The 21,971-nt window shown below is 45.4% G+C and carries 24 protein-coding genes; 2 read left to right on the plus strand and 22 right to left on the minus strand.

Annotation, left to right across the window (positions count from 1 at the left end):
* Positions 1-227: 227 nt before the first annotated feature.
* From QZL69_RS01795 to QZL69_RS01825, 7 genes are all read right to left on the minus strand, one after another.
* Complete coding sequence (locus QZL69_RS01795) at positions 228-1,202, minus strand: substrate-binding domain-containing protein (protein ID WP_442852503.1); 975 nt, start codon at positions 1,200-1,202, stop codon at positions 228-230.
* 106 nt (positions 1,203-1,308) lie between these two features.
* Positions 1,309-2,193 (minus strand): ribokinase, encoded by an 885-nt coding sequence (locus tag QZL69_RS01800; RefSeq protein ID WP_022213517.1) that lies wholly within the window; start codon positions 2,191-2,193, stop codon positions 1,309-1,311.
* Between the two features lie 18 nt (positions 2,194-2,211).
* Positions 2,212-2,613: a D-ribose pyranase gene (gene rbsD / locus QZL69_RS01805; RefSeq protein ID WP_022213518.1), complete on the minus strand. Its 402-nt coding sequence runs from the start codon at positions 2,611-2,613 to the stop codon at positions 2,212-2,214.
* Positions 2,614-2,636: 23 nt separating this feature from the next.
* Entirely contained in the window at positions 2,637-3,689 is a 1,053-nt protein-coding gene (locus QZL69_RS01810) for an ABC transporter permease (protein WP_022213519.1), read from the minus strand.
* A 20-nt stretch (positions 3,690-3,709) separates the two neighbouring features.
* Positions 3,710-5,254 carry a sugar ABC transporter ATP-binding protein gene (locus QZL69_RS01815; protein WP_022213520.1) on the minus strand — a complete coding sequence of 515 codons (1,545 nt, stop codon included), beginning with the start codon at positions 5,252-5,254 and terminating at the stop codon, positions 3,710-3,712.
* 11 nt (positions 5,255-5,265) lie between these two features.
* The gene (locus QZL69_RS01820; protein WP_022213521.1) at positions 5,266-5,907 is read right to left on the minus strand and encodes a DUF2291 domain-containing protein; all 642 of its coding nucleotides are present in this window, start codon (positions 5,905-5,907) and stop codon (positions 5,266-5,268) included.
* A gap of 98 nt (positions 5,908-6,005) precedes the next feature.
* Positions 6,006-7,037: a D-ribose ABC transporter substrate-binding protein gene (locus tag QZL69_RS01825; RefSeq protein WP_022213522.1), complete on the minus strand. Its 1,032-nt coding sequence runs from the start codon at positions 7,035-7,037 to the stop codon at positions 6,006-6,008.
* A gap of 399 nt (positions 7,038-7,436) precedes the next feature.
* On the opposite strand from QZL69_RS01825, the gene sigK reads away from it, so the two are divergent.
* Positions 7,437-8,063: an RNA polymerase sporulation sigma factor SigK gene (gene sigK / locus QZL69_RS01830; protein WP_022213523.1), complete on the plus strand. Its 627-nt coding sequence runs from the start codon at positions 7,437-7,439 to the stop codon at positions 8,061-8,063.
* Positions 8,064-8,247: 184 nt separating this feature from the next.
* On the opposite strand, the gene QZL69_RS01835 is transcribed toward sigK, so the two are convergent.
* The 9 genes from QZL69_RS01835 to mtaB form a co-directional block, all read right to left on the minus strand.
* Positions 8,248-9,474 carry a peptidase U32 family protein gene (locus QZL69_RS01835; protein WP_022213524.1) on the minus strand — a complete coding sequence of 409 codons (1,227 nt, stop codon included), beginning with the start codon at positions 9,472-9,474 and terminating at the stop codon, positions 8,248-8,250.
* Positions 9,461-10,126, minus strand: a complete 666-nt coding sequence (locus QZL69_RS01840) for an O-methyltransferase (RefSeq protein ID WP_022213525.1) — start codon at positions 10,124-10,126, stop codon at positions 9,461-9,463. The genes QZL69_RS01835 and QZL69_RS01840 overlap by 14 nt, the downstream gene beginning before the upstream one ends.
* Positions 10,123-10,524, minus strand: coding sequence for an endolytic transglycosylase MltG (locus tag QZL69_RS01845; RefSeq protein WP_022213526.1), 402 nt, complete (start codon positions 10,522-10,524; stop codon positions 10,123-10,125). Before QZL69_RS01845 ends, QZL69_RS01840 begins: the two co-directional genes overlap by 4 nt.
* Positions 10,525-10,539: 15 nt before the next feature.
* Positions 10,540-10,878: a YlbF family regulator gene (locus QZL69_RS01850; protein WP_022213527.1), complete on the minus strand. Its 339-nt coding sequence runs from the start codon at positions 10,876-10,878 to the stop codon at positions 10,540-10,542.
* Positions 10,879-10,887: 9 nt separating this feature from the next.
* Positions 10,888-12,522, minus strand: coding sequence for a ribonuclease J (locus QZL69_RS01855; RefSeq protein WP_227221940.1), 1,635 nt, complete (start codon positions 12,520-12,522; stop codon positions 10,888-10,890).
* 445 nt (positions 12,523-12,967) lie between these two features.
* A complete protein-coding gene (locus QZL69_RS01860; protein ID WP_022213529.1) occupies positions 12,968-13,225 on the minus strand; it encodes a DUF1292 domain-containing protein in 258 nt (85 codons plus the stop codon).
* Between the two features lie 10 nt (positions 13,226-13,235).
* On the minus strand, positions 13,236-13,661 hold the full coding sequence (ruvX, locus tag QZL69_RS01865; protein ID WP_022213530.1) for a Holliday junction resolvase RuvX: 426 nt from the start codon (positions 13,659-13,661) through the stop codon (positions 13,236-13,238).
* Between the two features lies 1 nt (position 13,662).
* On the minus strand, positions 13,663-13,935 hold the full coding sequence (locus tag QZL69_RS01870) for an IreB family regulatory phosphoprotein (protein WP_022213531.1): 273 nt from the start codon (positions 13,933-13,935) through the stop codon (positions 13,663-13,665).
* Between the two features lie 36 nt (positions 13,936-13,971).
* Positions 13,972-15,303: a tRNA (N(6)-L-threonylcarbamoyladenosine(37)-C(2))-methylthiotransferase MtaB gene (mtaB, locus tag QZL69_RS01875; RefSeq protein ID WP_022213532.1), complete on the minus strand. Its 1,332-nt coding sequence runs from the start codon at positions 15,301-15,303 to the stop codon at positions 13,972-13,974.
* 296 nt (positions 15,304-15,599) lie between these two features.
* Between mtaB and QZL69_RS01880 the strand changes: the two genes are divergently transcribed.
* A complete protein-coding gene (locus tag QZL69_RS01880) occupies positions 15,600-15,836 on the plus strand; it encodes an HPr family phosphocarrier protein (protein WP_022213533.1) in 237 nt (78 codons plus the stop codon).
* 92 nt (positions 15,837-15,928) lie between these two features.
* Here QZL69_RS01880 and thiI read toward each other — a convergent pair whose 3' ends face one another.
* From thiI to QZL69_RS01910, 6 genes are all read right to left on the minus strand, one after another.
* Positions 15,929-17,110, minus strand: a complete 1,182-nt coding sequence (gene thiI / locus QZL69_RS01885; protein ID WP_022213534.1) for a tRNA uracil 4-sulfurtransferase ThiI — start codon at positions 17,108-17,110, stop codon at positions 15,929-15,931.
* Between the two features lie 14 nt (positions 17,111-17,124).
* Entirely contained in the window at positions 17,125-18,279 is a 1,155-nt protein-coding gene (locus QZL69_RS01890; RefSeq protein WP_022213535.1) for a cysteine desulfurase family protein, read from the minus strand.
* A 27-nt stretch (positions 18,280-18,306) separates the two neighbouring features.
* The gene (locus QZL69_RS01895) at positions 18,307-19,050 is read right to left on the minus strand and encodes a 16S rRNA (uracil(1498)-N(3))-methyltransferase (RefSeq protein WP_022213536.1); all 744 of its coding nucleotides are present in this window, start codon (positions 19,048-19,050) and stop codon (positions 18,307-18,309) included.
* 4 nt (positions 19,051-19,054) lie between these two features.
* A complete protein-coding gene (gene prmA, locus QZL69_RS01900) occupies positions 19,055-20,008 on the minus strand; it encodes a 50S ribosomal protein L11 methyltransferase (RefSeq protein ID WP_022213537.1) in 954 nt (317 codons plus the stop codon).
* 149 nt (positions 20,009-20,157) lie between these two features.
* Positions 20,158-21,342 (minus strand): molecular chaperone DnaJ, encoded by a 1,185-nt coding sequence (gene dnaJ, locus QZL69_RS01905; protein ID WP_022213538.1) that lies wholly within the window; start codon positions 21,340-21,342, stop codon positions 20,158-20,160.
* A 129-nt stretch (positions 21,343-21,471) separates the two neighbouring features.
* Positions 21,472-21,971: Hsp70 family protein (locus tag QZL69_RS01910; RefSeq protein WP_291517873.1), on the minus strand; the 500-nt coding region annotated here is incomplete at its 5' end.

A 21,971-nucleotide genomic window follows, 5' to 3' on the forward strand; every position in this document is an offset into this window, starting at 1 on the left:
TTTTTCAATAAAATATTATATTTTTTTACTCAAAACGGGAAGTTATACAATTTTCATTTCCTGTTTTTGGATGTTTTTCACAGTTATTCTGCTGTTTTCAGTATTTTATCCTTAAATATGTTATAAACGTTTATATAAACATTTATAAAAATTCGCATAAAAAAAGAACCAGAATGTATATTTTTATTTACACATCCTGATTCTGCTGCTCCACGATCATCTGCTGATCATTTGATATTTTTTACGGTATTTCTATATATTATTTTCGGACACACCTGTATTTTGGTAACTGTGCTGGTACCGATCCCATCGATCAGTTCTACCAGACGGCGAACCGCCATCTTACCCATTTCACGCTTCTCTACACGCAGGGTCGTCAGCGGAGGAGAAGAGATTTCACTGAATGTAAGATCATCAAATCCAACAATGGAAATATCCTCCGGGATCCGATAACCCATCTCCTGCAGAGCTTTCATCGCACCAAGCGCGATAATATCATTATCCGCAAAAAACGCGGTCGGAAGCTTGGGTTTTTTCTTAAGATATTCAAGCATATCCTGGCAGGCAGTACTCATATAAGTACCTACTGTTACCGTGTATTCCTCTTTATACGGAACCTTATATTTCTTAAGTGCTGTCTGAAAGCCGATAAATCGTGACCGGAATGCCTTGATCCTGTAATTTCCCCTCAGATATCCAACTTCCCTGTGTCCGTTATCCAGAAGATGCTCTGTAATCGCTCTCGCAGCATCCGCATTATTGATCAGGACAGAGTTAAAATCCATGCTCTCCGTCCAGTGATCCAGTAGAAGGACCGGGCACGAGGCATTCCTGTATAGACTCAGATCACCATCCATCATCTCTGTTCCAAGCAGGATAATTCCAACCCCCTGTTCTTCCAGAAGATCTCGCACCTGCTTCTGATAATTTGGATTTCTCTGGTCAACGTGAGAAATAACCATCTCGTACCCCAGACGATGGCATTCTTCCTCAATCCCCTCTATCATCTGCTGAAAAAACGGAGTCTCCTCCAAAATCTGTCCATTCTTCTTAAAAATCACAAGCCGGATTTTGGTCACAGCATTTGCACTGAGATATCCCGTCTCTCTTGCCACACGAAAAATCTCCTCCGCAGTCTCTCTGTTGACACCTTTTTTATGATTCAGTGCATTTGAAATTGTTGCCGGAGAAAATCCGGTCATTTTACTTAGATCCCGAATACTTACCTTCATATATCGCGTTACCACTCCTGTCTGTCCAAAGTTTTACTGCCGATTTCCGTACAGCACTTATGCAGGCAGAAGCGCCTTACAGTCTGCTGTCCAGAACTTCCCGTTTCATCGGTATGGATGCTGTCGCACCAGGCCGGGAAACTGCGATCGCAGATGCTTTCGCCGCCATTTCAAGTCCTTCCTTAACCGGCATTCCATCTATGATAGAAGAAATAAAATATCCAGTAAATGTATCACCTGCTGCCGTCGTATCTACTGCCTTCACCTTAAAGATTCCCTGATGATAAATCCCAGTTTCATCCTGATACACAGAGCCATCGCCTCCAAGTGTCAGAACAATCTTTGCAGACGGATATTTCTCTTTGACCGCTGCAAGGATCCTCTCCGGTTCCCTCTCTCCTGTAATCTGATATCCTTCTATCTCATTTACAAGAAACAGGCTTACCTTTGACATATCACAGTTTTTCAGTTTATCATCGTATGGGGATGGATTCAGAATGATCATCATTCCCTTTTCATATGCACGATCGATAATATAATCCAACTCATTTATCTCGTTCTGAAGCAGGATAATATCGCCCTTATCAAAAGCGCTCAGGACTTCATCCACAAATTCGCGGGTAATGCTACGGTTTGCTCCGCCATACAGAAGAATGCAGTTCTGCCCATCCTTATCCACCTGAATCACCGTATGGCCGCATGGCCCTGCTATTTTGCGGATAAATTCTGTATTCACGCCATTTTCCCTGCATGTTTCCAGAAGCATCTCTCCGTCATCCCCGATCATTCCGGCATGATAAACCGGAATTCCTGCCTTCGCAAGAGCAATCGACTGATTCAGGCCCTTGCCTCCGCAGAAAGTCTGACGATTTCTGGAAGCCTGTGTTTCTCCCGGAATCAGGATACTTTCTACCTGATATACATAATCAAGGTTCAATGAACCAAAATTCAATACTTTCATATCTGTACTCCTTATTTCTTATGCCGGAAAAGCAACTCCCGCTCTCAGAATAATATTTGGATATGGTGTGAATTCACCTGTACGCACGGCAAACTTCACATTTCGAGACATTTCCTTTAATTCCGTGTGAGGAACCATATTCCACTCTGCATTCGGAAGCTTTTCTCTGATATAAGCAAGAAGTTCCGGATTTTTCTCTTCAATCTCGTTAGCTATAGTATACTGCTCAATTTCTGCTTCGTCAAGAATCGCGTCCATCACCTGGCGAAATGTCGGCACACCGCCGCACAGTGCAAGATCAACAATCTCCACGCCTTTGGGGATTGGCATTCCGCCGTCCCCGATCATAAAGGTATCCTTATGTCCCAGTCCTGCGATCAGACCCGCAAGCTGTGCATTGATAATTCCTCTTTTTTTCATAAAAATCACCCTGTTTTCAGATATTATTTGTTTTCGTTACGTGCCTGAAGTGCCATCTTAGCCTGAAGATTTCTCTGGAACTGGTCAATGATAACTGCGATAATGATTACAAGACCACGGATGATCTTCTGCCAGAACTCTGTAACACCGCACATAGTCATACCATCATTGATAACACCGATTACAAACGCACCGACAATGGTTCCTCCGATGCTTCCGACACCACCTGCCATGGAGGTTCCCCCAAGAACAGAAGCTGCGATCGCATTCATTTCCCAGGATTCACCTGTTTTTGGTGTTGCAGAAACAAGCTGGGATGTCGCGATAATACCAACGATCGCTGAGCAGAGGCCTGAGAATGCATATACCCAGATTTTTACGCGGTCAACCTTGATACCGGAAAGCTTAGATGCCCTTTCATTACCACCGATCGCCTGTACGTGCCAGCCAAACGGAGTTTTCTTAAGAATCAGCCCGGCAATCACTGCCACGATAATCAGGATAATAACGCCTGTCGGAATCATAGTTCCTGCAAAGTTACGTCCAAACACTTCAAACCCTGTATTTCCAAGTCCTTCATATCCTGCAAGGTCAGAGAATGTCGCACCATTGGAACGGATATTTGCAAGGCCACGACAGATGTACATAGAACCGAGGGTTGCAATAAATGGTGCTACATTAAATTTGGTGATCACAACACCGTTGAGAGCTCCAATAAATGCTCCCAGAAGAACTGTGATCAGAACTACCAGTGGAATACTGAAATAAATAGTCACACCTGCAAACTCCAGAGTCAGACCTTCCTGGATCAGACCACCGGCAATCATTCCTGCAAGACCTGCCACAGAACCAACAGAAAGGTCGATTCCACCGGTGATGATAACATAGGTCATACCAATTGCCAGGATTCCATAGAGAGCAACGTGTTTTGCTACTGTCAGAAGAGCTCCTACTGTAAGGAAGTTATTTGCTGTAATGCTGAAGAAGATCATCAGGATGATCAGAACAATGAAGGTTCTGCCCTTCAGCAATGTCATTGCCAAAGCGTTGTTTGATTTTTTATTATCTGCTGCCATATCAAAAATTCTCCTTTTCACTATTTCTGTGCATGATGTCCTTTATAGGATGCCAGTACAAGAGTATCCTCCTGAATCTCATCACCGCTGAACTCACCTGTCTTCAGTCCATTTGACAGAACCAGAACGCGGTCTGCAATGGATACGATCTCCTGAAGTTCTGAGGAGACAACAATGATAGACAATCCTCTCTCTGCATACTGATTAATAATATCAAATACTTCTGTTTTTGCTCCGATATCAATACCACGACTCGGCTCATCCATCAGAAGAATCTTAGGCTCTGTAAGAATACCTTTTCCGATAACAACCTTCTGCTGATTACCGCCTGACAGTGACAGGATCGGCAGATGTTTATCCGCTACTTTGATATGGATATCCTTGATCTGTTCGTCTACTTTCTGTCCTTCTTTTGTCTTATCAAGGAAAATTCCAGCCTTCTTATAACGCTTCATCGCAGAAAGAGAACAGTTTTTCTCGATGTCCATCGTCTGCACAAGTCCCTGTGCCTGTCTGTCCTCCGGAATCAGTGCAAATCCCCTGTCGATCTGTCCGGAAATGGACTTGATATCCAGTTTCTCTCCCTCCAGGAACACCTCTCCGGTATGTTCCGGATGCATTCCCATCAGGCACTCGAGAATTTCGCTTCGACCCGCACCCATCAGGCCATAGATTCCAAGAATTTCACCTTTGTGAAGATCAAAATTCACATGATCCACCAGATATCCGCCGCCGGCTTTTGGAAGGCAGAGATCTTTGACTTCCAGAACCTTTTCTGTCTTTGACCAGTCTATCTTGGTTTCTCGCTTCGGATAAGATTTCGCACCACCCGTCATTTCATGAACGATCCAGGGCACATCAATGTCTTTTACTTCTGCATCAGAAACATATTTTCCATCTCGAAGAATTGTAATATGGTCTCCGATCTGCATGATCTCCTCCAGGCGATGAGAGATATATACAATAGAAATACCCTGAGCTGTCAGCTCTCTCATAATCTTAAAAAGAACCTGTACCTCCTGCTGGCTCAGAGAAGACGTCGGCTCATCCATAATAAGAACCTTAAGATCATCTGCAACCAGGTTTCTGGCAATCTCGATCATCTGCTGCTGGCCTACACGAAGTTCTCCTACCTGTGTATTCGGATCTATTTCATGTTCCAGTCTTTTGAGAATTTTTTTGGTTGCCTCAACATGTGATTTATTATCGAGTTTAATCTTTCCGACGGTTTTTTCTCTCGCCATGAAGATGTTCTGATAAACATTCAGGTTCGGAAAAAGGCTCAGTTCCTGATGAATAATACCAATTCCATGTTTTCTTGCTTCCGTCGTATCCTTAAAAGAAACCTCCTGATCACCAATATACATTTTTCCCTCACTGGGATGCTCGATCCCGGCGATCATTTTCATCAATGTGGATTTACCTGCACCATTCTCACCGATCAGAACGTTTACCTTTCCCTTGAGCAGGTCAAAAGAAACGTCATCCAGGGCTTTGGTTCCAGGATAAATTTTGCTGATATGGTCCGCATGCAGAAACACATGCTCCGGACATGTATAACCCATAACCGTCCCTCCTATTTTGCTTCCAGTTCAACCGGAGTGATCAATATTTTTTCATTGTCATTTGCCGTGAAACAGCCTGTGAATGAAATGGTTTTGCCATCCAATGATGCCGGATCTGCTTTCTGTACCACTTCTTCATCAATCAATTTATTGATACTCTGAGAAACAGCTGCCCAGTCCTGCTGGTTGGTGTAATCACCAAACTTGATCACATCCAGCGAATCACGGATAGAAGATCCCTTATAAACGGAACCGATCTGGATAGAAATTTCTTCCGGTCCATCATAGCCATCCAGTTTAACAGTCATATATCCTGCTTTCTTTTCCTGATTTACTTCTGTAACTGTGCCGGTTCCCTTTACAACATAATTAATCTCGCCGCTGGTTCCCATAGAATATTTTCCATATTTATCAACCAGAGATTTTACATCTCCATTTGCTTCTGTAAGAAATTCTGCAAGATCCACTGCTTTGCCTTCAAGATCCGGGAGAGCTTTTGATTCCCAGATTCCTGCCACATCGTCACCTGCATTAAACTCTGTCTTTCCTGTATATTCCGCTTCCTGACCAATCTTTATTACTTTCACGCATCCAGTCATGGCTGTAGACATCATAACTGCTGCCAGTCCCACTGCTAACACTCGTTTTCTCATAACCGCGCTCCTTTAAACATTCCTTTACTGAAAGACAGGAAAGCAAGCCTCGCTTTCCTGTCCCCTTTTTACTAAATCAGACTTTTCATTCCAGCGGATTATTCTGCTGCTTCTTCTGTTGTTTCCTCTGTTGTCTCTGCATCAGCTGTGTCTGCCCCGTCCTCTGTATATACGAAGGTTTTCAGATTTGCGACATTGTCTTTTGTGATCGCAACACAGTCAACAAGCTGTTTCTCATCAAGTCCAGTACTTCCATCTTTCAGGTAAGTATCTGCCTGCTCAACTGCCATCTGTGCCATCAGAGCAAACTGCTGAAGTGCTGTACCGGTTGCCTTGCCATCTCTAATCAGAGCAGCTGCTTCATCAGAGCCATCCACACCGATGATCGGAATGTTCAAGCCAGCTGCCTCACATGCTGCCGCTGCACCTTCCAGCATGGTGTCGTTTCCGCAGATGATTCCATCAAGATCCGGATTTGCCTGAAGGATTGCTTCTGTCTTGTCAAACGCTTCTGTCTTTTCCCAGTTTGCTGTCTGCTGTGCCACCATTTCCAGATCCGGGTACTGGTCGATTACTTCATGGAAAGCAGAAGAACGAACGCCTGCGTTTGTGTCAGATTCTTTTCCAAGAAGTTCTGCATATTTTCCTTCTTCTCCCATAGCTTCTACCCATACTTCTGCGATTGCTTTTGCACCCTGATAGTTGTTTGCTACGATCTGAGAAATTGCTGCACCGTCTTCGTTGATCTCACGGTCGATCAGGAAGGTCGGGATCCCTGCTTCTCTCGCTTTCTTTACTGCTTCAATCGTTGCATCTGCACCTGCATTGTCACAGATGATCGCTGCAGCCTTGTCGGCAATTGCACTGTCAAATAATTCTGTCTGTTTTGTCGGGTCATCATCGTGTGATGCAGCTTTTACTTCATAGCCGAGATCTTCTGCTGTCTTTGTTGCGATGTCTGCTTCTGTTTTGAATGCCGGGTTGGAAACGGATGGTGTGATAACATAAATAATATTGGAGCCGCCGCCTGGAAGCGCCTCTTCACTCTCTGCAGCCATAACGCTTACACTTCCCATTGCAGAAACTGCCATTGCTGCTCCTAATAATGCCACCAGTAATCTTTTTTTCATTTTAAAACCCTCCTGTTTTTTAATTGTTCTGACAGACACATTCGCTTCTGTCGTTGGGATTCTGTGTCCCTGTTGATGTTTTATATTTTAAACGATAATGTAAATATTTCAATAGTATTTTTATATTTTCTTTAGTAAAGTTCTCTTTTTCGTCAAAATCAACGAGTTATTTTCTAGTTTTTTGTATATTATGCATATAGTTTTTGACGTTCAAATTGAATTTCAGCATCTTTTTTTGTTGCTTTGTATATAAACGTTTATGTAAACATTCATAATATTTTTACAGGACATTTTTCTTTTTACCCTGCCTTCAAATCTTCTATATTATTTTTTTGGAAAAGCACGCAGAACCTGTCTCAGACATAAACTATAAGGAACACCCCCTTTCGAGGTGGATATTTGAAGACTTTTTCGAAACCTTTGACTTCCGCTCAGGAAAAAATATATCTTCACCGCTGTCAGGAGGGGGATCTGGATGCAAAAAACATTCTTATCGAACGAAATCTCCGCCTGGTCGCCCACATTGCAAAAAAATATCAGAACTCCGGGGAAGACCTCGAAGATCTGATCTCTATAGGAACGATCGGACTTATCAAAGCGATATCTACTTTTGACCACACACGCTGCGCAAGGCTTTCTACCTATGCCGCACGCTGTATTGATAACGAACTTCTGATGATGTTTCGCTCTAAGAAAAAACATTCCAGGGAGATTTCCCTGTACGAACCGATCGGGACGGATAAAGAAGGGAATGAGATCAGCCTGCTGGATATTATCGAAAGCCCGCCGGTAGATATTGTAGAGGAGTATTCTACAAGAGAGGATATCAGGTTTTTGCTTTCTGTTTTGAAAGATACGCTTTCCGAGAAAGAGTATCAGGTTATTTGTTTAAGGTATGGGTTGTTTGGGATTGAGGAGCAGACGCAGAGGGAGATTGCCACACAGCTCGGGATCAGCCGGTCGTATGTGTCTAGAATTGAGAAGAATGCGTTGGAGAAGCTAAAGAAATTGTTCAACTACAGATAATAACACAAAGCTCATTCACAGCCGCTCAGATAAATGAAGCACAAAACAACATTCATAACAGATTTCTACATCGGAAAATATGCTAACTTCCAGTTCCGATGCATCGACGCATAATTCAGAACATAGAATAAGCCCACAGCATTTGCCATGGGCTTACTCTACAGTTTGAAAGCTTCAAAATCTCCTATGCTTCAGATCTTCTCAAGAGATCATATTTCTCAATTTCAACTCCAAGATCCACCGCGAGTTTCTGTTGCGGATGCGGTGCGCTCTCGACGGAATTTCCATCTTCATCATAGATCGCCTTCACCGTAGCTTCGATATTTCTGCCATCTGGTTTCATGATCTCGATGGTCTCACCTACAGTAAATTTATTTCTCTGGGTGATATGTGCGATGCCGTTTTCATCAACTTCCTCTGCATATCCAAGATAAGTATATTCCTTAACATAGGTATTATTATCATAGATCTGCGTATTCTCATCTGGCTTGCCGTAGAAGAATCCTGTCGTAAACTGACGGTAGGTGCAGTTTGAGATCTGCTCCTGATACCAGGACATGTTTACCTTGTATTTCTCCGGTGATTCCAGATAATCGTCAATCGCCTTGCGGTAGGTTCTTGCAACAGTCGCTACGTAGAGGGCTGTTTTCATACGTCCCTCGATCTTGAGGCTGTCGATACCGCTGTTCAGGACATCATCCATGTGTTCTACCATGCACAGATCCTTGGAGTTAAAGATGTAGGTTCCTCTCTCGTTCTCAAAGACTGGCATGTACTCGCCTGGGCGTTTCTCCTCAACGATGGAATATTTCCATCGGCATGGATGTGTACAGGCTCCCTGGTTGGCATCTCTTCCTACCAGATAGTTGCTGAGCAGGCAGCGTCCGGAATAGGAAATGCACATGGCACCGTGAACAAAAGTTTCAATCTCCATGTCATCCGGGATATTTGCACGGATCTCCTGAATCTCCTTGAGGGAAAGCTCACGCGCTGTTACAACACGCTTCGCTCCAAGGCGGTACCAGAATCTGTAGGTTTCATAGTTTGTATTGTTTGCCTGTGTACTGATATGGCACTCGATCTCCGGGCAGATCTCACGCGCATAGGTAAAGATTCCCGGGTCTGCGATGATAAGTGCATCCGGTTTTAATTCCTTGAGTTCCTGAAGATATTCTCTGACTCCCGGAAGGTCTCCATTGTGTGCAAGAATATTCACTGTGACATAAACTTTCACTCCATGCTCATGGGCAAAAGCGATCCCCTCTGCCATATCTTCATGGGAAAAGTTCTTGGCTTTGGCGCGGAGACCGAAGGCTTCACCGCCGATATATACTGCATCTGCGCCGAAGATGACTGCGATCTTGAGGACCTCAAGGCTGCTCGCCGGCACCAGTAATTCAATTTTTCTCATAATTTCCTCTTTCCTGTTTTACACTAAGTGAAATCCCGTCCCCCAGCGGCACGATGCTGGTAAGAAGCTGCGGATGGTGTTTCAGTTCATAGAGATATTCCCGCATCCTTTTGTAGATCGTGCGGTTTCTACGCTCTACCAGATAATGGGATTCGATCAGTTCGCCCTCCTGAAGCACGTTATCCGACAGAAGGATTCCTCCCGGTGCAAGCAGACGTACCACATCTGGAAGCCAGTGAATATACTGTCCCTTGGCTGCGTCCATAAAAATCAGGTCATATCGTCCCAAAAGTGTCGGAAGGATCTCACCTGCATCTCCTGTCAGAAAAGTGATCCTGTGTTCCTTTCCGGCTTTGCGGAAATTTTCTCTTGCGATGGGAATTCTCTTTTCATAGTTTTCTATCGTTGTGATATGCATATCCGGCTGTCCGTACTCACACATAAGAAGTGTGGAGAAGCCAACGGCTGTCCCCACCTCCAAAACCTGCATCGGCCGTTTGACCGCAAGCAGTACCTTCATGAAACTCTGCATTTCTTTACGTATGATCGGAACTTCATTCTCCAGGGCAAAACGTTCCAGTTCTTCAAGAAATGGTGTATTGCCCGTATCGAGAGAATTGATATATGCACGCATTCTCTCCTCTACGATCACGAAGTAACTCCCTCCTGCTCTGCATCCCCTGCCAGGATTCCCATGATCCTGTTCGGTGTATAGGCAGTGCTGAGAAGGTAGGTTCCCGGTCTCATCTTGCCACTGTAGTTAGACAGTTTCTCCTGGACCACAAACACCAGCGCATTATCGATCAGGCCCTTGCTCTTGAGAGTCTTCGCAATGTCATAACTGGTCGCATCTTCCTTGATGACAACCGTTACTTCCTGCCCTTCTCCTGGGCTCATCGCATGCTGGTTAAAAATGTCATAGCCGAACTGATATGTGACCTTACCGATCCAGATGATCAGAACTGCCACGCAGACATACAGTGCGATCTTAAAAAATCCTCCTGCCACTGCTACGCCGGCCGCCCCCATCCGGTCTCTCGTGTCTCCCATATTGGTTCTCCTTTCTTAGATCCGGGGAATATTCATCTCTATGCCGTCTGTCAGTGTCCTGCAGATTTTCTGCATCATCCTGCACAGAGCAAGCTCTGCATCCAGATAGGCATTTACTTCCGGAAAGCTGCGGAGTTCCTCGGATTCTCTGGCAAGCTGTTCTGCTTTTGCCAGGATATTCTCCGGATCTCCCTCATTCTGAAGTTTGAAGTTCTCAGCACGAAAATGCTGTACTCTCTGCGCCAGTTCCGGATTTTTGTTCAGAATTGCTTCCTGTTTCTTGAAATCTTTGTATACCTGGCACTTCTGGATCGAATTCAGAAGCGCATGAATATTCCTGTTTACTGTTTCCATCTGTATTGTTTATGCCTCCATGATGATCGGAAGAATCATCGGGCTTCTCTTGGTACGTTTCCAGAGGAACTCGCTGAGTGCATCCTTTACTACATTCTTGATCTTGCCCCAGTCGGTGATATTTCGTTCCAGGCAGGAATCCAGTGCGGATTCCACAACTTCCTTGGCATGTTCCATAAGATCCTCGGATTCCCTTACATAGACAAATCCTCTGGACACGATATCCGGTCCTGCAAGAACCACATTGCTGTGACGTTCCAGTGTCATGACTACGATCATGATTCCATCCTCAGCCAGATGCTGGCGGTCACGGAGTACGATGTTTCCGACATCACCAACACCAAGTCCGTCGACAAGGATCGCTCCTGTGTGTACGGAACCTGTCACCTCTGCGCTGTATTCATCCATCTCCAGAACATTCCCGGATGCCAGGATAAAGATATTTTCTTTCGGGATCCCAAGATCCTCTACAACATGCTTCTGCGCTGTCAGATGACGATATTCTCCATGGACCGGGATCGCATATCTCGGTTTGACAAGGGAATAGATCAGTTTGATCTCTTCCTGGCAGGCATGTCCGGAAACGTGGACATCCTGGAAGATAACCTTCGCACCCTTCATGGAGAGCTCGTTGATAACCTTGGATACTGCCTTCTCATTTCCAGGGATCGGGTTGGAACTGAAAATGATCGTATCATTTGGCTTGATCGTGATCTTCTTGTGGATATTTGCAGCCATACGGGAAAGAGCCGCCATGGACTCACCCTGGCTTCCTGTCGTGATCAGGACTACCTTATCATCCGGGTAATTCTTGACCTGGTCGATCTCGATCAGTGTATTCTCCGGGATACGTAAATAGCCAAGTTCAGACGCCACTGAAATGATATTGACCATACTGCGTCCCTCTACGGCTACCTTACGTCCGAAGCGGTATGCTGTATTGATGATCTGCTGTACACGGTCTACATTGGATGCAAATGTCGCAATGATGATCCTTGCGCTTCTGTGTTCGTTAAAAAGGCTGTCAAACACTTTACCAACGGTACGCTCAGACATTGTGAAGCCCGGACGTTCTGCATTGGTACTGTCGCACATCAGGGCAAGGACACCCTTCTTGCCGATCTCAGCAAAACGCTGCAGGTCGATCGCATCTCCGAATACCGGTGTATAGTCAACCTTGAAGTCTCCTGTATGGACTACAATTCCTGCCGGAGAATAGATTGCCAGGGCAGATGCATCCTGGATACTGTGGTTTGTCTTGATAAATTCGATCGCAAAATCACCGAGGTTGATGACCTGTCCGTGTTTTACTTCCTTGAGCTTGGTGGAACGCACCAGATTGTGTTCTTTGAGTTTGTTTGTGATCAGCCCCAGTGTCAGTTTGGTGGAATAGATCGGGACATTAACTTCCTTGAGTACATAAGGAAGAGCTCCGATATGGTCCTCATGTCCATGTGTGATCACAAATCCCTTGACCTTGGAAATATTTTCTTTAAGGTAGGTCACATCCGGGATAACAAGGTCGATTCCGAGCATGTCATCCTCCGGGAAGGAAAGACCGCAGTCTACGACCACAATGCTGTCACCGTACTCAAAAGCGGTGATGTTCATTCCGATCTGCTCCAATCCGCCTAACGGAATGATCTTGAGTTTAGAAGCACTCTTGCGTCCTCGCTTGCCTGTATTTCTGTTCTGGACTTTGGCAGGTGCCTTGAGAGCAGCTTTTGCCGGTGCTTTGGACTGGCCGCTTCTGAAATTAGATCTGCTGTTCCGCTCGCTTCTGTCTGTCTTGTCATTTCTGTTGTCGTTTCTGTCGCTGTTTTTGTCGTTGTGTCTGTTATTTCTCTGCTGCTTATTGTAACGATAATTGTTTTTTCTGTTTGTCGGTCTTTTGTTATCGTTTGGTCTTCTGTCGTAACTACTGTATTTTCGTTGAGTTTCTTTTGCTTCGGCTGTATTTTCAGTTACATTATTTTCACTCTTCAATCAAGCACCTCCATATTATTCCGTGCATTTTGTGCACACTAATGCAGGAATACCGTGGGCATTCCTTCCAAATTTGCCTTGCAGATTATATTTTTGATTTTGCTTACATTTCAAGATCTACGTCATCAAGCATCTGCTCAAAAACTTTATAAACTGCCTGCAGTTCTTCGTCGTCTTCTACCATCTCATAGCAGGCTTCCGGCTCTGTGCCTGCGGAAACATCCTTAAGGATATATGCAGTTGCTTCCTCATCCATAGAGTCTGATACCAGAAGATAGGATACTCCTCCTATCATCGTCTGCTCTTCGATATAAAATTCTTCTACTGTTCCGTCCGGAGACTGAAATTTGATTTTTTCCATTTTGTCACCCTTATTTCATCACCAGAGAATCAAGATATCCCTGTAAAATAAAAACTGCTGCAAGTCCATCCAGATACTGCTTACGGTTTTCTCTCCGCACGCCCGCCTCCATGAGAGTTCGATCTGCTTCTACAGTTGTCAGTCTTTCGTCCCACATGACAACCTCAAGCCCGGTACGTCTCTTCAGCATCTCGCCAAACTCCAGCGCTTTCTCTGCACGTTCCCCCACGGTGTTATTCATGTTCTTCGGATAACCGACCACGATCCGCTCTACACCGTATTCTTCTACCAGAGCTTCAATGCTCGCAAGGGTCTTACGCAGCTTGTTTTCCTGTTTTCTCCAGATCGTATCCAGTCTTTGGGCAGTCAGTCCCAAAGGGTCACTGACTGCCACGCCGACTGTCTTAGATCCATAATCCAGTCCAAGAATCCGCATACTAACGTTCCCAGGATTTGTTCTTGATATACTCGTTTAACAGTTCCTCTACCAGTTCATCTCTCTCAACTTTCATGATCATGCTTCTGGCGCCTTTGTGGCTGGTGATGTAAGTCGGATCACCGGACATAATATAACCTACGATCTGATTGACCGGATTATATCCCTTCTCATCCATTGCGTTGTAAACCAGGTCCAGGACTTCCTTTACTTCCAGTTCCTGATCCGGTTTGGTTTTGAAATATTGTGTATTTCCTAAATTGTTTTCTGCCATTTTCTCTCACGTCCTTAATAAGATTTCTTTTTTATTTTAATATAAATCTTCACAAATTGCAAGAAGCACATGCTCATCTGCAAAATCAACTGCTTTTGCCTTTACGAGATCGTTGACTTTGTGTGCATCTGTCTTCTCGATGACTGCACGTACATATTCTTTGCTGTGCGCCATAAAATAGGTTTTACCGCCGATCTCCACTTCTTCTTCAAGGAGCAGTTCCAGAGTCCTGCCGATCATGGCGGTTTCGTATTCTTTTGCACGAATCTCATGCAGTTTCAGCATTTTTTCACTTCGCTGTGCCTTGACTGCTTCTGTAAGCTGTCCATCCATAGCTGCGGCTTTGGTTCCCTGTCTTCTGGAATATTTAAAAATATGTGTCTCGTAGAAATGAATATTTTTTACAAATTCATAAGAATCTTCGAAATCTTCCTCTGTCTCCATCGGGAAGCCTACGATCACATCTGTTGTCAGTGCCGGTGCCGGATAAAATCTGCGGATCAGTTCGCATTTCTCTGCATATTCCGGTGCGCTGTATCTGCGGTTCATGTTCTTGAGGGTCTTGTCACAGCCGCTCTGCAGGGAAAGGTGGAAATGCGGGCATACCTTCGGAAGAGCGGAGATCCCCTCCATGAATTCTTCTGTAATGATACGCGGCTCCAGTGATCCCAGACGGATCCGGGCAATCCCATCCACTTCATGCACTGCCTGGATCAGTGACAGGAGACTTTCTCTTTCTTCCTTCGGGAAATCCAATCCATAGGAGCTCAAATGGATCCCTGTAAGGACAACTTCTTTGTAACCTCTTGCCGCAAGGGTACGTACTTCCTCAAGGACCTCTGCGATCTTTCTGCTGCGCACACGGCCTCTTGCATACGGGATGATACAGTAAGTACAGAACTGGTTGCATCCATCCTGGACTTTGATATAGGCACGCACATGTTCTGCGGTGTAACCGATGGAAAGCTCCTCGTATTCCTTTGTCTTGTTGATCTCGATGACTTTTACCTTCTTGGCATGTTCTTTTTCGTATTCCTCGAGAGCTTCTACGATCTGTTTTTTCTGGTTGTTTCCAAGGATCAGGTCCACAGCACTGTCCGCCTCCAGTTTCTGTGTATCTGTCTGGACATAACATCCTGTTGCCACGACAATGGCATCCGGATTCATTTTTTTTGCTTTGTGGAGCATCTGTCTGGATTTACGGTCTGCGATATTGGTGACTGTGCAGGTATTGATCAGATAAATATCCGCCCCTTCTTCAAAAGGAACGATCTCATATCCTGCTTTTTCCAGAAGCTGCTGCATGGCCTCTACTTCGTATGCATTTACTTTGCAGCCCAGGTTGTGAAGGGCAACTTTTTTACTCATATTTTACCTCGATCATTCTTTTAGTTGTTTTATTTTTTCAGACTTTGTTATGTTTTTCATTGAAATTTCATTATATTTTCCCTTGACTTTTTCAGGGGGTACAGGTAAGATTACTCTTGAAAGAGTTACTGTTCACTTTGTTCACAGTAACTTGGTCAAAATGCATTCCACATCACCTTCGGTGATAGCATTTTGCCCTGTATGTCTCGGGATTTTGCCATATCCATGGCAAAACACCTCGCGGGATACTACCGGTGAGCAGTTACTTTACTAATAATAAAGGAGGATTTATCATAATGAAAACATTAAAGATTTCTCTGAACTCAATCGATAAAGTGAAGGCATTTGTGAACGAGATCAGCAAATTCGACTGCGATTTTGATCTGGTTTCCGGAAGATATGTGATCGATGCCAAATCTATCATGGGTATCTTCAGTCTGGATCTTTCCAAACCGATCAACCTGAACATCCACGCAGAGGGAAGTGCTCTCGATACAATCCTGGCTGTTGTTGAGCCATATGTTATTGAGTGATTCTGCATCGTGCCGGTTTCTGACCGGACATACCAGATTTTAAAACAGCTTCATTGTGTGACCACATATGAAGCTGTTTTTATTTTGCTTTTTTACTGGATTTCGATGATTTCTGTTGTGGCCAGTGCTTCTTCCATCAGCTGGTCGATCTTCTCGTTCAGTTTCTCCTCGGATCTGCGGATCACTTTGAGGTTTGGTTTTGTTACAGGATGTTTTGCAACAAAAATCGTACAGCAGTCTTCAAACGGCTGGATAGAAGTCTCGAATGTGTTGATCTTTCTGGAAATCTGAACGATCTCCTCCTTGTCAAATCCGATAACCGGGCGGTATACAGGAAGCTCGCATGCCTCATCTGTTGCAGCAAGACTCTGTAAAGTCTGGCTCGCTACCTGTCCGATGCTCTCTCCTGTGATCAGACCAAGGCATTTATCCTTGCGTGCAAAATGCTCTGCGATACGCATCATGTAACGGCGCATGATGATCGTCAGTTCTTCATGCGGGCACTGATCGTAAATATAAAGCTGGATATCTGTAAAATTGACCACGTGCAGACGGATCGGTCCGCTGTAGCGTGCTACCAGTTTTGCAAGATCTACAACTTTCTGTTTTGCACGCTCGCTGGTGTACGGCGGAGCGTGAAAATAAACGGCTTCGATCTTGACACCACGTTTTGCGATCATGTAGCCGGCAACAGGGCTGTCGATACCGCCGGAAAGAAGGAGCATTGCCTTGCCGTTTGTTCCGATCGGCATTCCTCCCGGTCCTGGAAGAGTCTCGGAATATACATAGATCTTGTCACGGATCTCTACGGACAGTGTCATTTCCGGATGATGTACATCTACAGATGCCTCCGGGAATGCATCCAGGATCTTTTCTCCGATTCCTGCGCTGACTTCCATGGAAGTGATCGGGTAGGATTTCTTGGCTCTTCTTGTGTAGACTTTGAAGCTTCCGGCATATCCCGGGTATCTTGCTTCCATATAAGATACGACATCTTTTGCCATCTGGTCAAATCCCTGATCTTCGTAGATCACGACCGGGCTGATACCTACGATACCAAATACTCGCTGCAGAGCCTCCACAGCCTCGTCAAAATCATATTTCTCCGGACAGAACACGTATACACGGCCCTGTTCCTTGGTTACTGTAAATTCGCCTTCTACCGGCTCCAGAGCCAGTTTCATCTGCTTTACAAGGGCATCTTCAAAAAGATATCTGTTTTTTCCCTTGATGGCGATCTCTGCATATTTGATCAAAAATGCATGAAATATCATACTGTTCCTCCTGATTATTTTCTTGAATATCGTCTGAGCATCGGAACCAGAGTTTTCATGGTTTCCAGGAAATAGTCTGCTTCTTCGATGGTATTTTCTTCACAGAAACTTAAGCGGACGGTGCTTTCGATCTGGTCCTTGGACATTCCCATGGCACTTAAAGTTGCGCTTGGTTTTCTCTTGTGGCTGGAGCATGCGCTTCCTGCGGAAATGTAGATCCCCTTATCTTCCAGGGAATGAAGCAGGACTTCGCTTCGAACGCCCATCACGCTGATACTTAAGATCTGCGGTGCGCCCTCACGGAGCGGCATTCCGTTGATGCGGATGTCTTCGATCTGGGAAAGTCCCTCGGCAATGTGCTCTTTGAGCTGATACATATGCTCTACATTCTCATCCAGATTCTTGTAAATCTGTCCGGCTGCCACACCAAGTCCGGCGATCCCAGGTACGTTGTCGGTTCCTGAACGCATGCCGCTCTGCTGACCGCCGCCAAGGATCTGCGGGATGATCTTGACTTTCTCATTGATGTACAGGAAACCGATTCCTTTCGGCCCGTGGATCTTGTGTCCACTGACTGCGAGAAGGTCGATCCCCATTTTTTTCGGATAGATACGGTATTTGCCGAATCCCTGGATCGCATCCACGTGATAGAGCGCCCTCGGGCTCTTCTCATGGACCATCCTGGCGATCTCCTCGACCGGCATCACTGCACCGACTTCGTTATTTACAAGCATGGTAGATACCATGATCGTGTCTGGTCTCAGAACGGCTTCCAGTGCTTCCATCTTCACTCTGCCCTGTGCGTCTACCGGGAGGTAGGTGATCTCAAATCCCTGCTCCTGAAGGTACAGTGCCGGCTGGCTGACCGCCGCATGCTCTACAGATGTGATGATGATGTGGTTTCCGTTTCGTTTGTTTGCCATTGCACCACCGATAAGTGCAAGGTTGTCAGATTCTGTACCACCGGAAGTAAACAGAATCTCTTTTTCCTGTACTTTCAGGATTCCGGCGATCGTCTTTGTTGCTTCTTTTACATATTTCTCCGCATCTACACCCTTGAGATGCATGGCAGATGGATTTCCGAAGTCCTCTGTCATGGTCTTTACTACGATGTCTTTGACGGAATCGTAGCATCTGGTGGTGGCGGAATTATCAAAATAAACTTCCATAATTTCCTCTTTATTATTGTATCCGTATTAATTTTCAAGCTGGAACATGAGGACAGACAGAATCGCAAGTCCTGCTGTCTCTGTGCGGAGGATCCGTCGTCCGAGGGTGATCGGCTTCGCTCCTCCTTCGATCGCAGCTTTTACTTCTTTTTCTTCGAAACCGCCCTCCGGTCCGATGAAGATCCCGATGGACTGTCCCGGTTCTATCGCCGCAAGGATTTCCTTTGTCTCTGGCATTCCCTTTGCAAGTTCGTAAGGGATCAGACGGATATCCATGGATTCTGCATATTTCAGGGCTTCTTTAAAGGTGATAACCTCATGTACATGCGGGATCAGCATTCGCTTGGACTGCTTCGCCGCGCTCTCTGCAATCTGCTGCCAGCGGTCGACTTTTTTGGCGGCCTTTTTGCCATCCAGTTTGACGACACAGCGTCTGGTCTCCACCGGAATGACTTCGTATGCGCCAAGCTCGACTGCTTTCTGTATGATCAGTTCCATCTTATCCGCTTTCGGCAGGCCCTGGAACAGATAAATCCTGCTTGGGAGCTCATAATCCGGCTCCTGAGAATAAATGATGTGAAGGAGCACCTCGTCCGGCTCAAAAGCCTCGATCGTACAGCGGTATTCACATTTGCCGCCGTCGCTGATCCACAGTTCCTCTCCCTGTTTCATACGAAGGACATTGGCGATATGGTTCACATCGGTCCCTGTGATATGGATCTGGTGCGCTTCCTCATCAATCTGATGCGGTTCTACAAAAAACCTCTGCATGAAATCAGTCCTTTCTTGCAGTTACGCAGACCCATTCGCCCTGCTTTGTAACTTCTACCAGAGTAAGACCGGCCTTCTCTACTGCTTCTCTGACAACTTCTTCCTTGACATCAAGGATTCCGGAAGTGATGTAGTATGCACCTTTTTTCATCTGATGAACGATGACCGGTGTCAGCGGAACGAGAACATCTGCAAGGATGTTTGCAGCTACGATATCGTATCTCTCATATCCGACTTCATTCTGTACTTCAACGTCATCGATGATGTTTCCGATCATCATATCAAAAGAATCATCTTCGATCTGGTTTGCTTCTTTGTTATCCTGTACAGCAGAAACTGCACATGGATCAAGGTCTGTTCCGACAACATGTCCTGCACCGAGTTTAAGTGCTGTGATTCCAAGGATTCCGCTTCCTGTTCCTACATCGAGGATCTCTGCGCCGCGGGTCACATATTTCTTGAGCTGACGGATCACGAGCTGTGTTGTCTCGTGCATACCGGTTCCAAATGCTGTACCCGGGTCAATGTGAAGGATCATTTTGTCCTTATCTTCTTCTTTGACTTCTTCCCAGGATGGAACGATCAGGATATCATCTACATAGAACTGATGGAAAAATTCTTTCCAGTTGTTGATCCAGTCCTTATCTTCTGTCTCGGATTCTTCGATCGTGCCTTCTCCGATGTCCATGAAAGTACGCAGTTCTTCCAGTGCGTTTCTTACATCACGAAGAATGCTCTCCTTGTCGGCATCTTCTTCCAGATAAAAATTCAGATATGCGATCCCGTCATCTGCCGGTCCTTCCGGCATGATATCAACGAACATCTGAGCTTTATCTTCTTCTGTGAGCGGCTGATGGTCCTGGATCTCAGCACCCTCTACGCCGATCTCTGCCAGTGTGCAGATGATCATGTCCTCTGCTTCTGTTTTTGTTTTAATGGTAAAACGATTCCACTTCATATATTTTAATCTCCTGTCTATTATATGCGACAATTTTACGATACTTACGGATTGTTCCGCAGCAAGCTTTTGTTCTTTTAACCCTGGTATCTAATATACATGAAACCACAAAAAAAGAAAAGAGGGAAACCCTCTTTTCCTTAAACTTTTTAGTCCTCAAAAGTTTCTTTGAGTTTATCCATAAAACTCTTTTTCTTCTTTTCGGACTTCTCGGAACCGCCTTTTTTCTCATCGAGGTTGACGTTTCCGCAGGCTTCGTCGAACTTGCGGAGTGCTTCTTTGGCTTCCTCATTGAGTTTGGTCGGAACCTGAACGATCAGGGTAACGTAGTGGTCACCACGGACATTCTTGTTTCTCAGGGATGGAACACCCTTACCCTTGAGACGGATACGTGTGTCGGTCTGTGTTCCTGGTTTTACTTCGTATACAACGTCACCATCAACAGTATTTATATGGATCTCACCACCCAGTGCTGCCTGTGCATAAGTCAGCGGTGCGGTAGAGAAGATATTCATATCCTGTCTCTGGAAGATCGGGTGACGCGCTACATTTACTTCTACGAGAAGGTCGCCTCTCGGTCCGCCATTGGTTCCTGGTTCACCCTTATCACGGATACGGATGCTCTGTCCGTTGTCGATACCGGCCGGGATGGAAACCTGGATCTTCTTACGTGCGGAAGTATATCCTGTTCCATGGCAGGCACTGCATTTATCCTTGATGATCTTACCAGATCCGTTACAGTCCGGACAGGTCTGTACATTACGGACCATACCAAACATGGACTGCTGTGTATAGACGATCTGACCTTCTCCTTTACATTTCGGACAGGTAGTTGGCTGTGTTCCTGGTTTTGCTCCTGTTCCATGACAGGTGGTACATTCGTCCTTAAGCACGATCTCCAGTTCTTTGTCACAGCCGAATACAGCTTCTTCAAAAGTAATATTTACACGGGCACGTAAATTGGCACCTTTCATCGGTCCGTTGTTGGCACGGCGTCTTCCGCCGCCTCCAAACAGATCTCCGAAAATGTCTCCAAAAATATCTCCCATATCTGCGCCATCGAAACCGCCAAATCCACCGTAGCCGCCGGCTCCACCGCCGCCCTGCTCAAATGCAGCGTGACCAAACTGGTCGTACTGTCTACGTTTGTCTGCATCACTTAAGACACTGTATGCTTCTGTTGCTTCTTTGAATTTGGCCTCTGCTTCTTTATCTCCCGGGTTTACGTCCGGGTGATATTTCTTGGCTAATTTTCGGTATGCGCTCTTCAGTTCTGATTCACTGGCAGTCTTGCTGACACCCAGGACCTCATAGTAATCTCTTTTATCAGCCATCTTTTCTCTTTCCTATATGTGTTATTAGTTTTATTTTTCTTATATCCAAGATGCCTCCCGCGCAGACGGAATGTGTGCGCCGGAGGCTTATTGTTTTTACTTTACTGTCTGGTTCTCAGTAACTTTTATTTAGACTTCTTTGTAGTCAGCGTCTACAACATCATCGCCATAGCCTGCTTCATTTCCACCCTGAGCTGCGCCTGCTCCCGGGTTCGGACCAGCCTGGCCGCCTGCCTGCTGTGTCTGCTCATACATTTTAGCGAAAAGCTTCTGAGCACTTTCCATCATCTTTTCCTGAGCTGCTTTGATGTCTGCGATCTGAGCATCTGTCAGTTCTGCGTTTGCTGTCTGGGCAAGCAGATCTTTGAGTGCGTTCAGGTCTGTCTCAACTGCTGCTTTGTCGTTAGCGTCGATCTTGTCGCCAGCTTCTTTGAGTGCATTTTCAACCTGGAATACCATGGAGTCTGCGTTGTTTCTTGTGTCGATTCCCTCTTTACGTTTCTTATCCTGAGCTTCGAACTCAGCAGCTTCTTTGACTGCTTTGTCGATCTCGGAATCAGACATGTTGGAACCTGCTGTGATTGTGATGTGCTGCTCTTTACCTGTTCCAAGGTCCTTAGCAGATACAT

Source organism: Blautia sp. CAG:237 (assembly GCF_000436615.1).
GTDB lineage: Bacteria > Bacillota > Clostridia > Lachnospirales > Lachnospiraceae > Blautia_A > Blautia_A intestinihominis.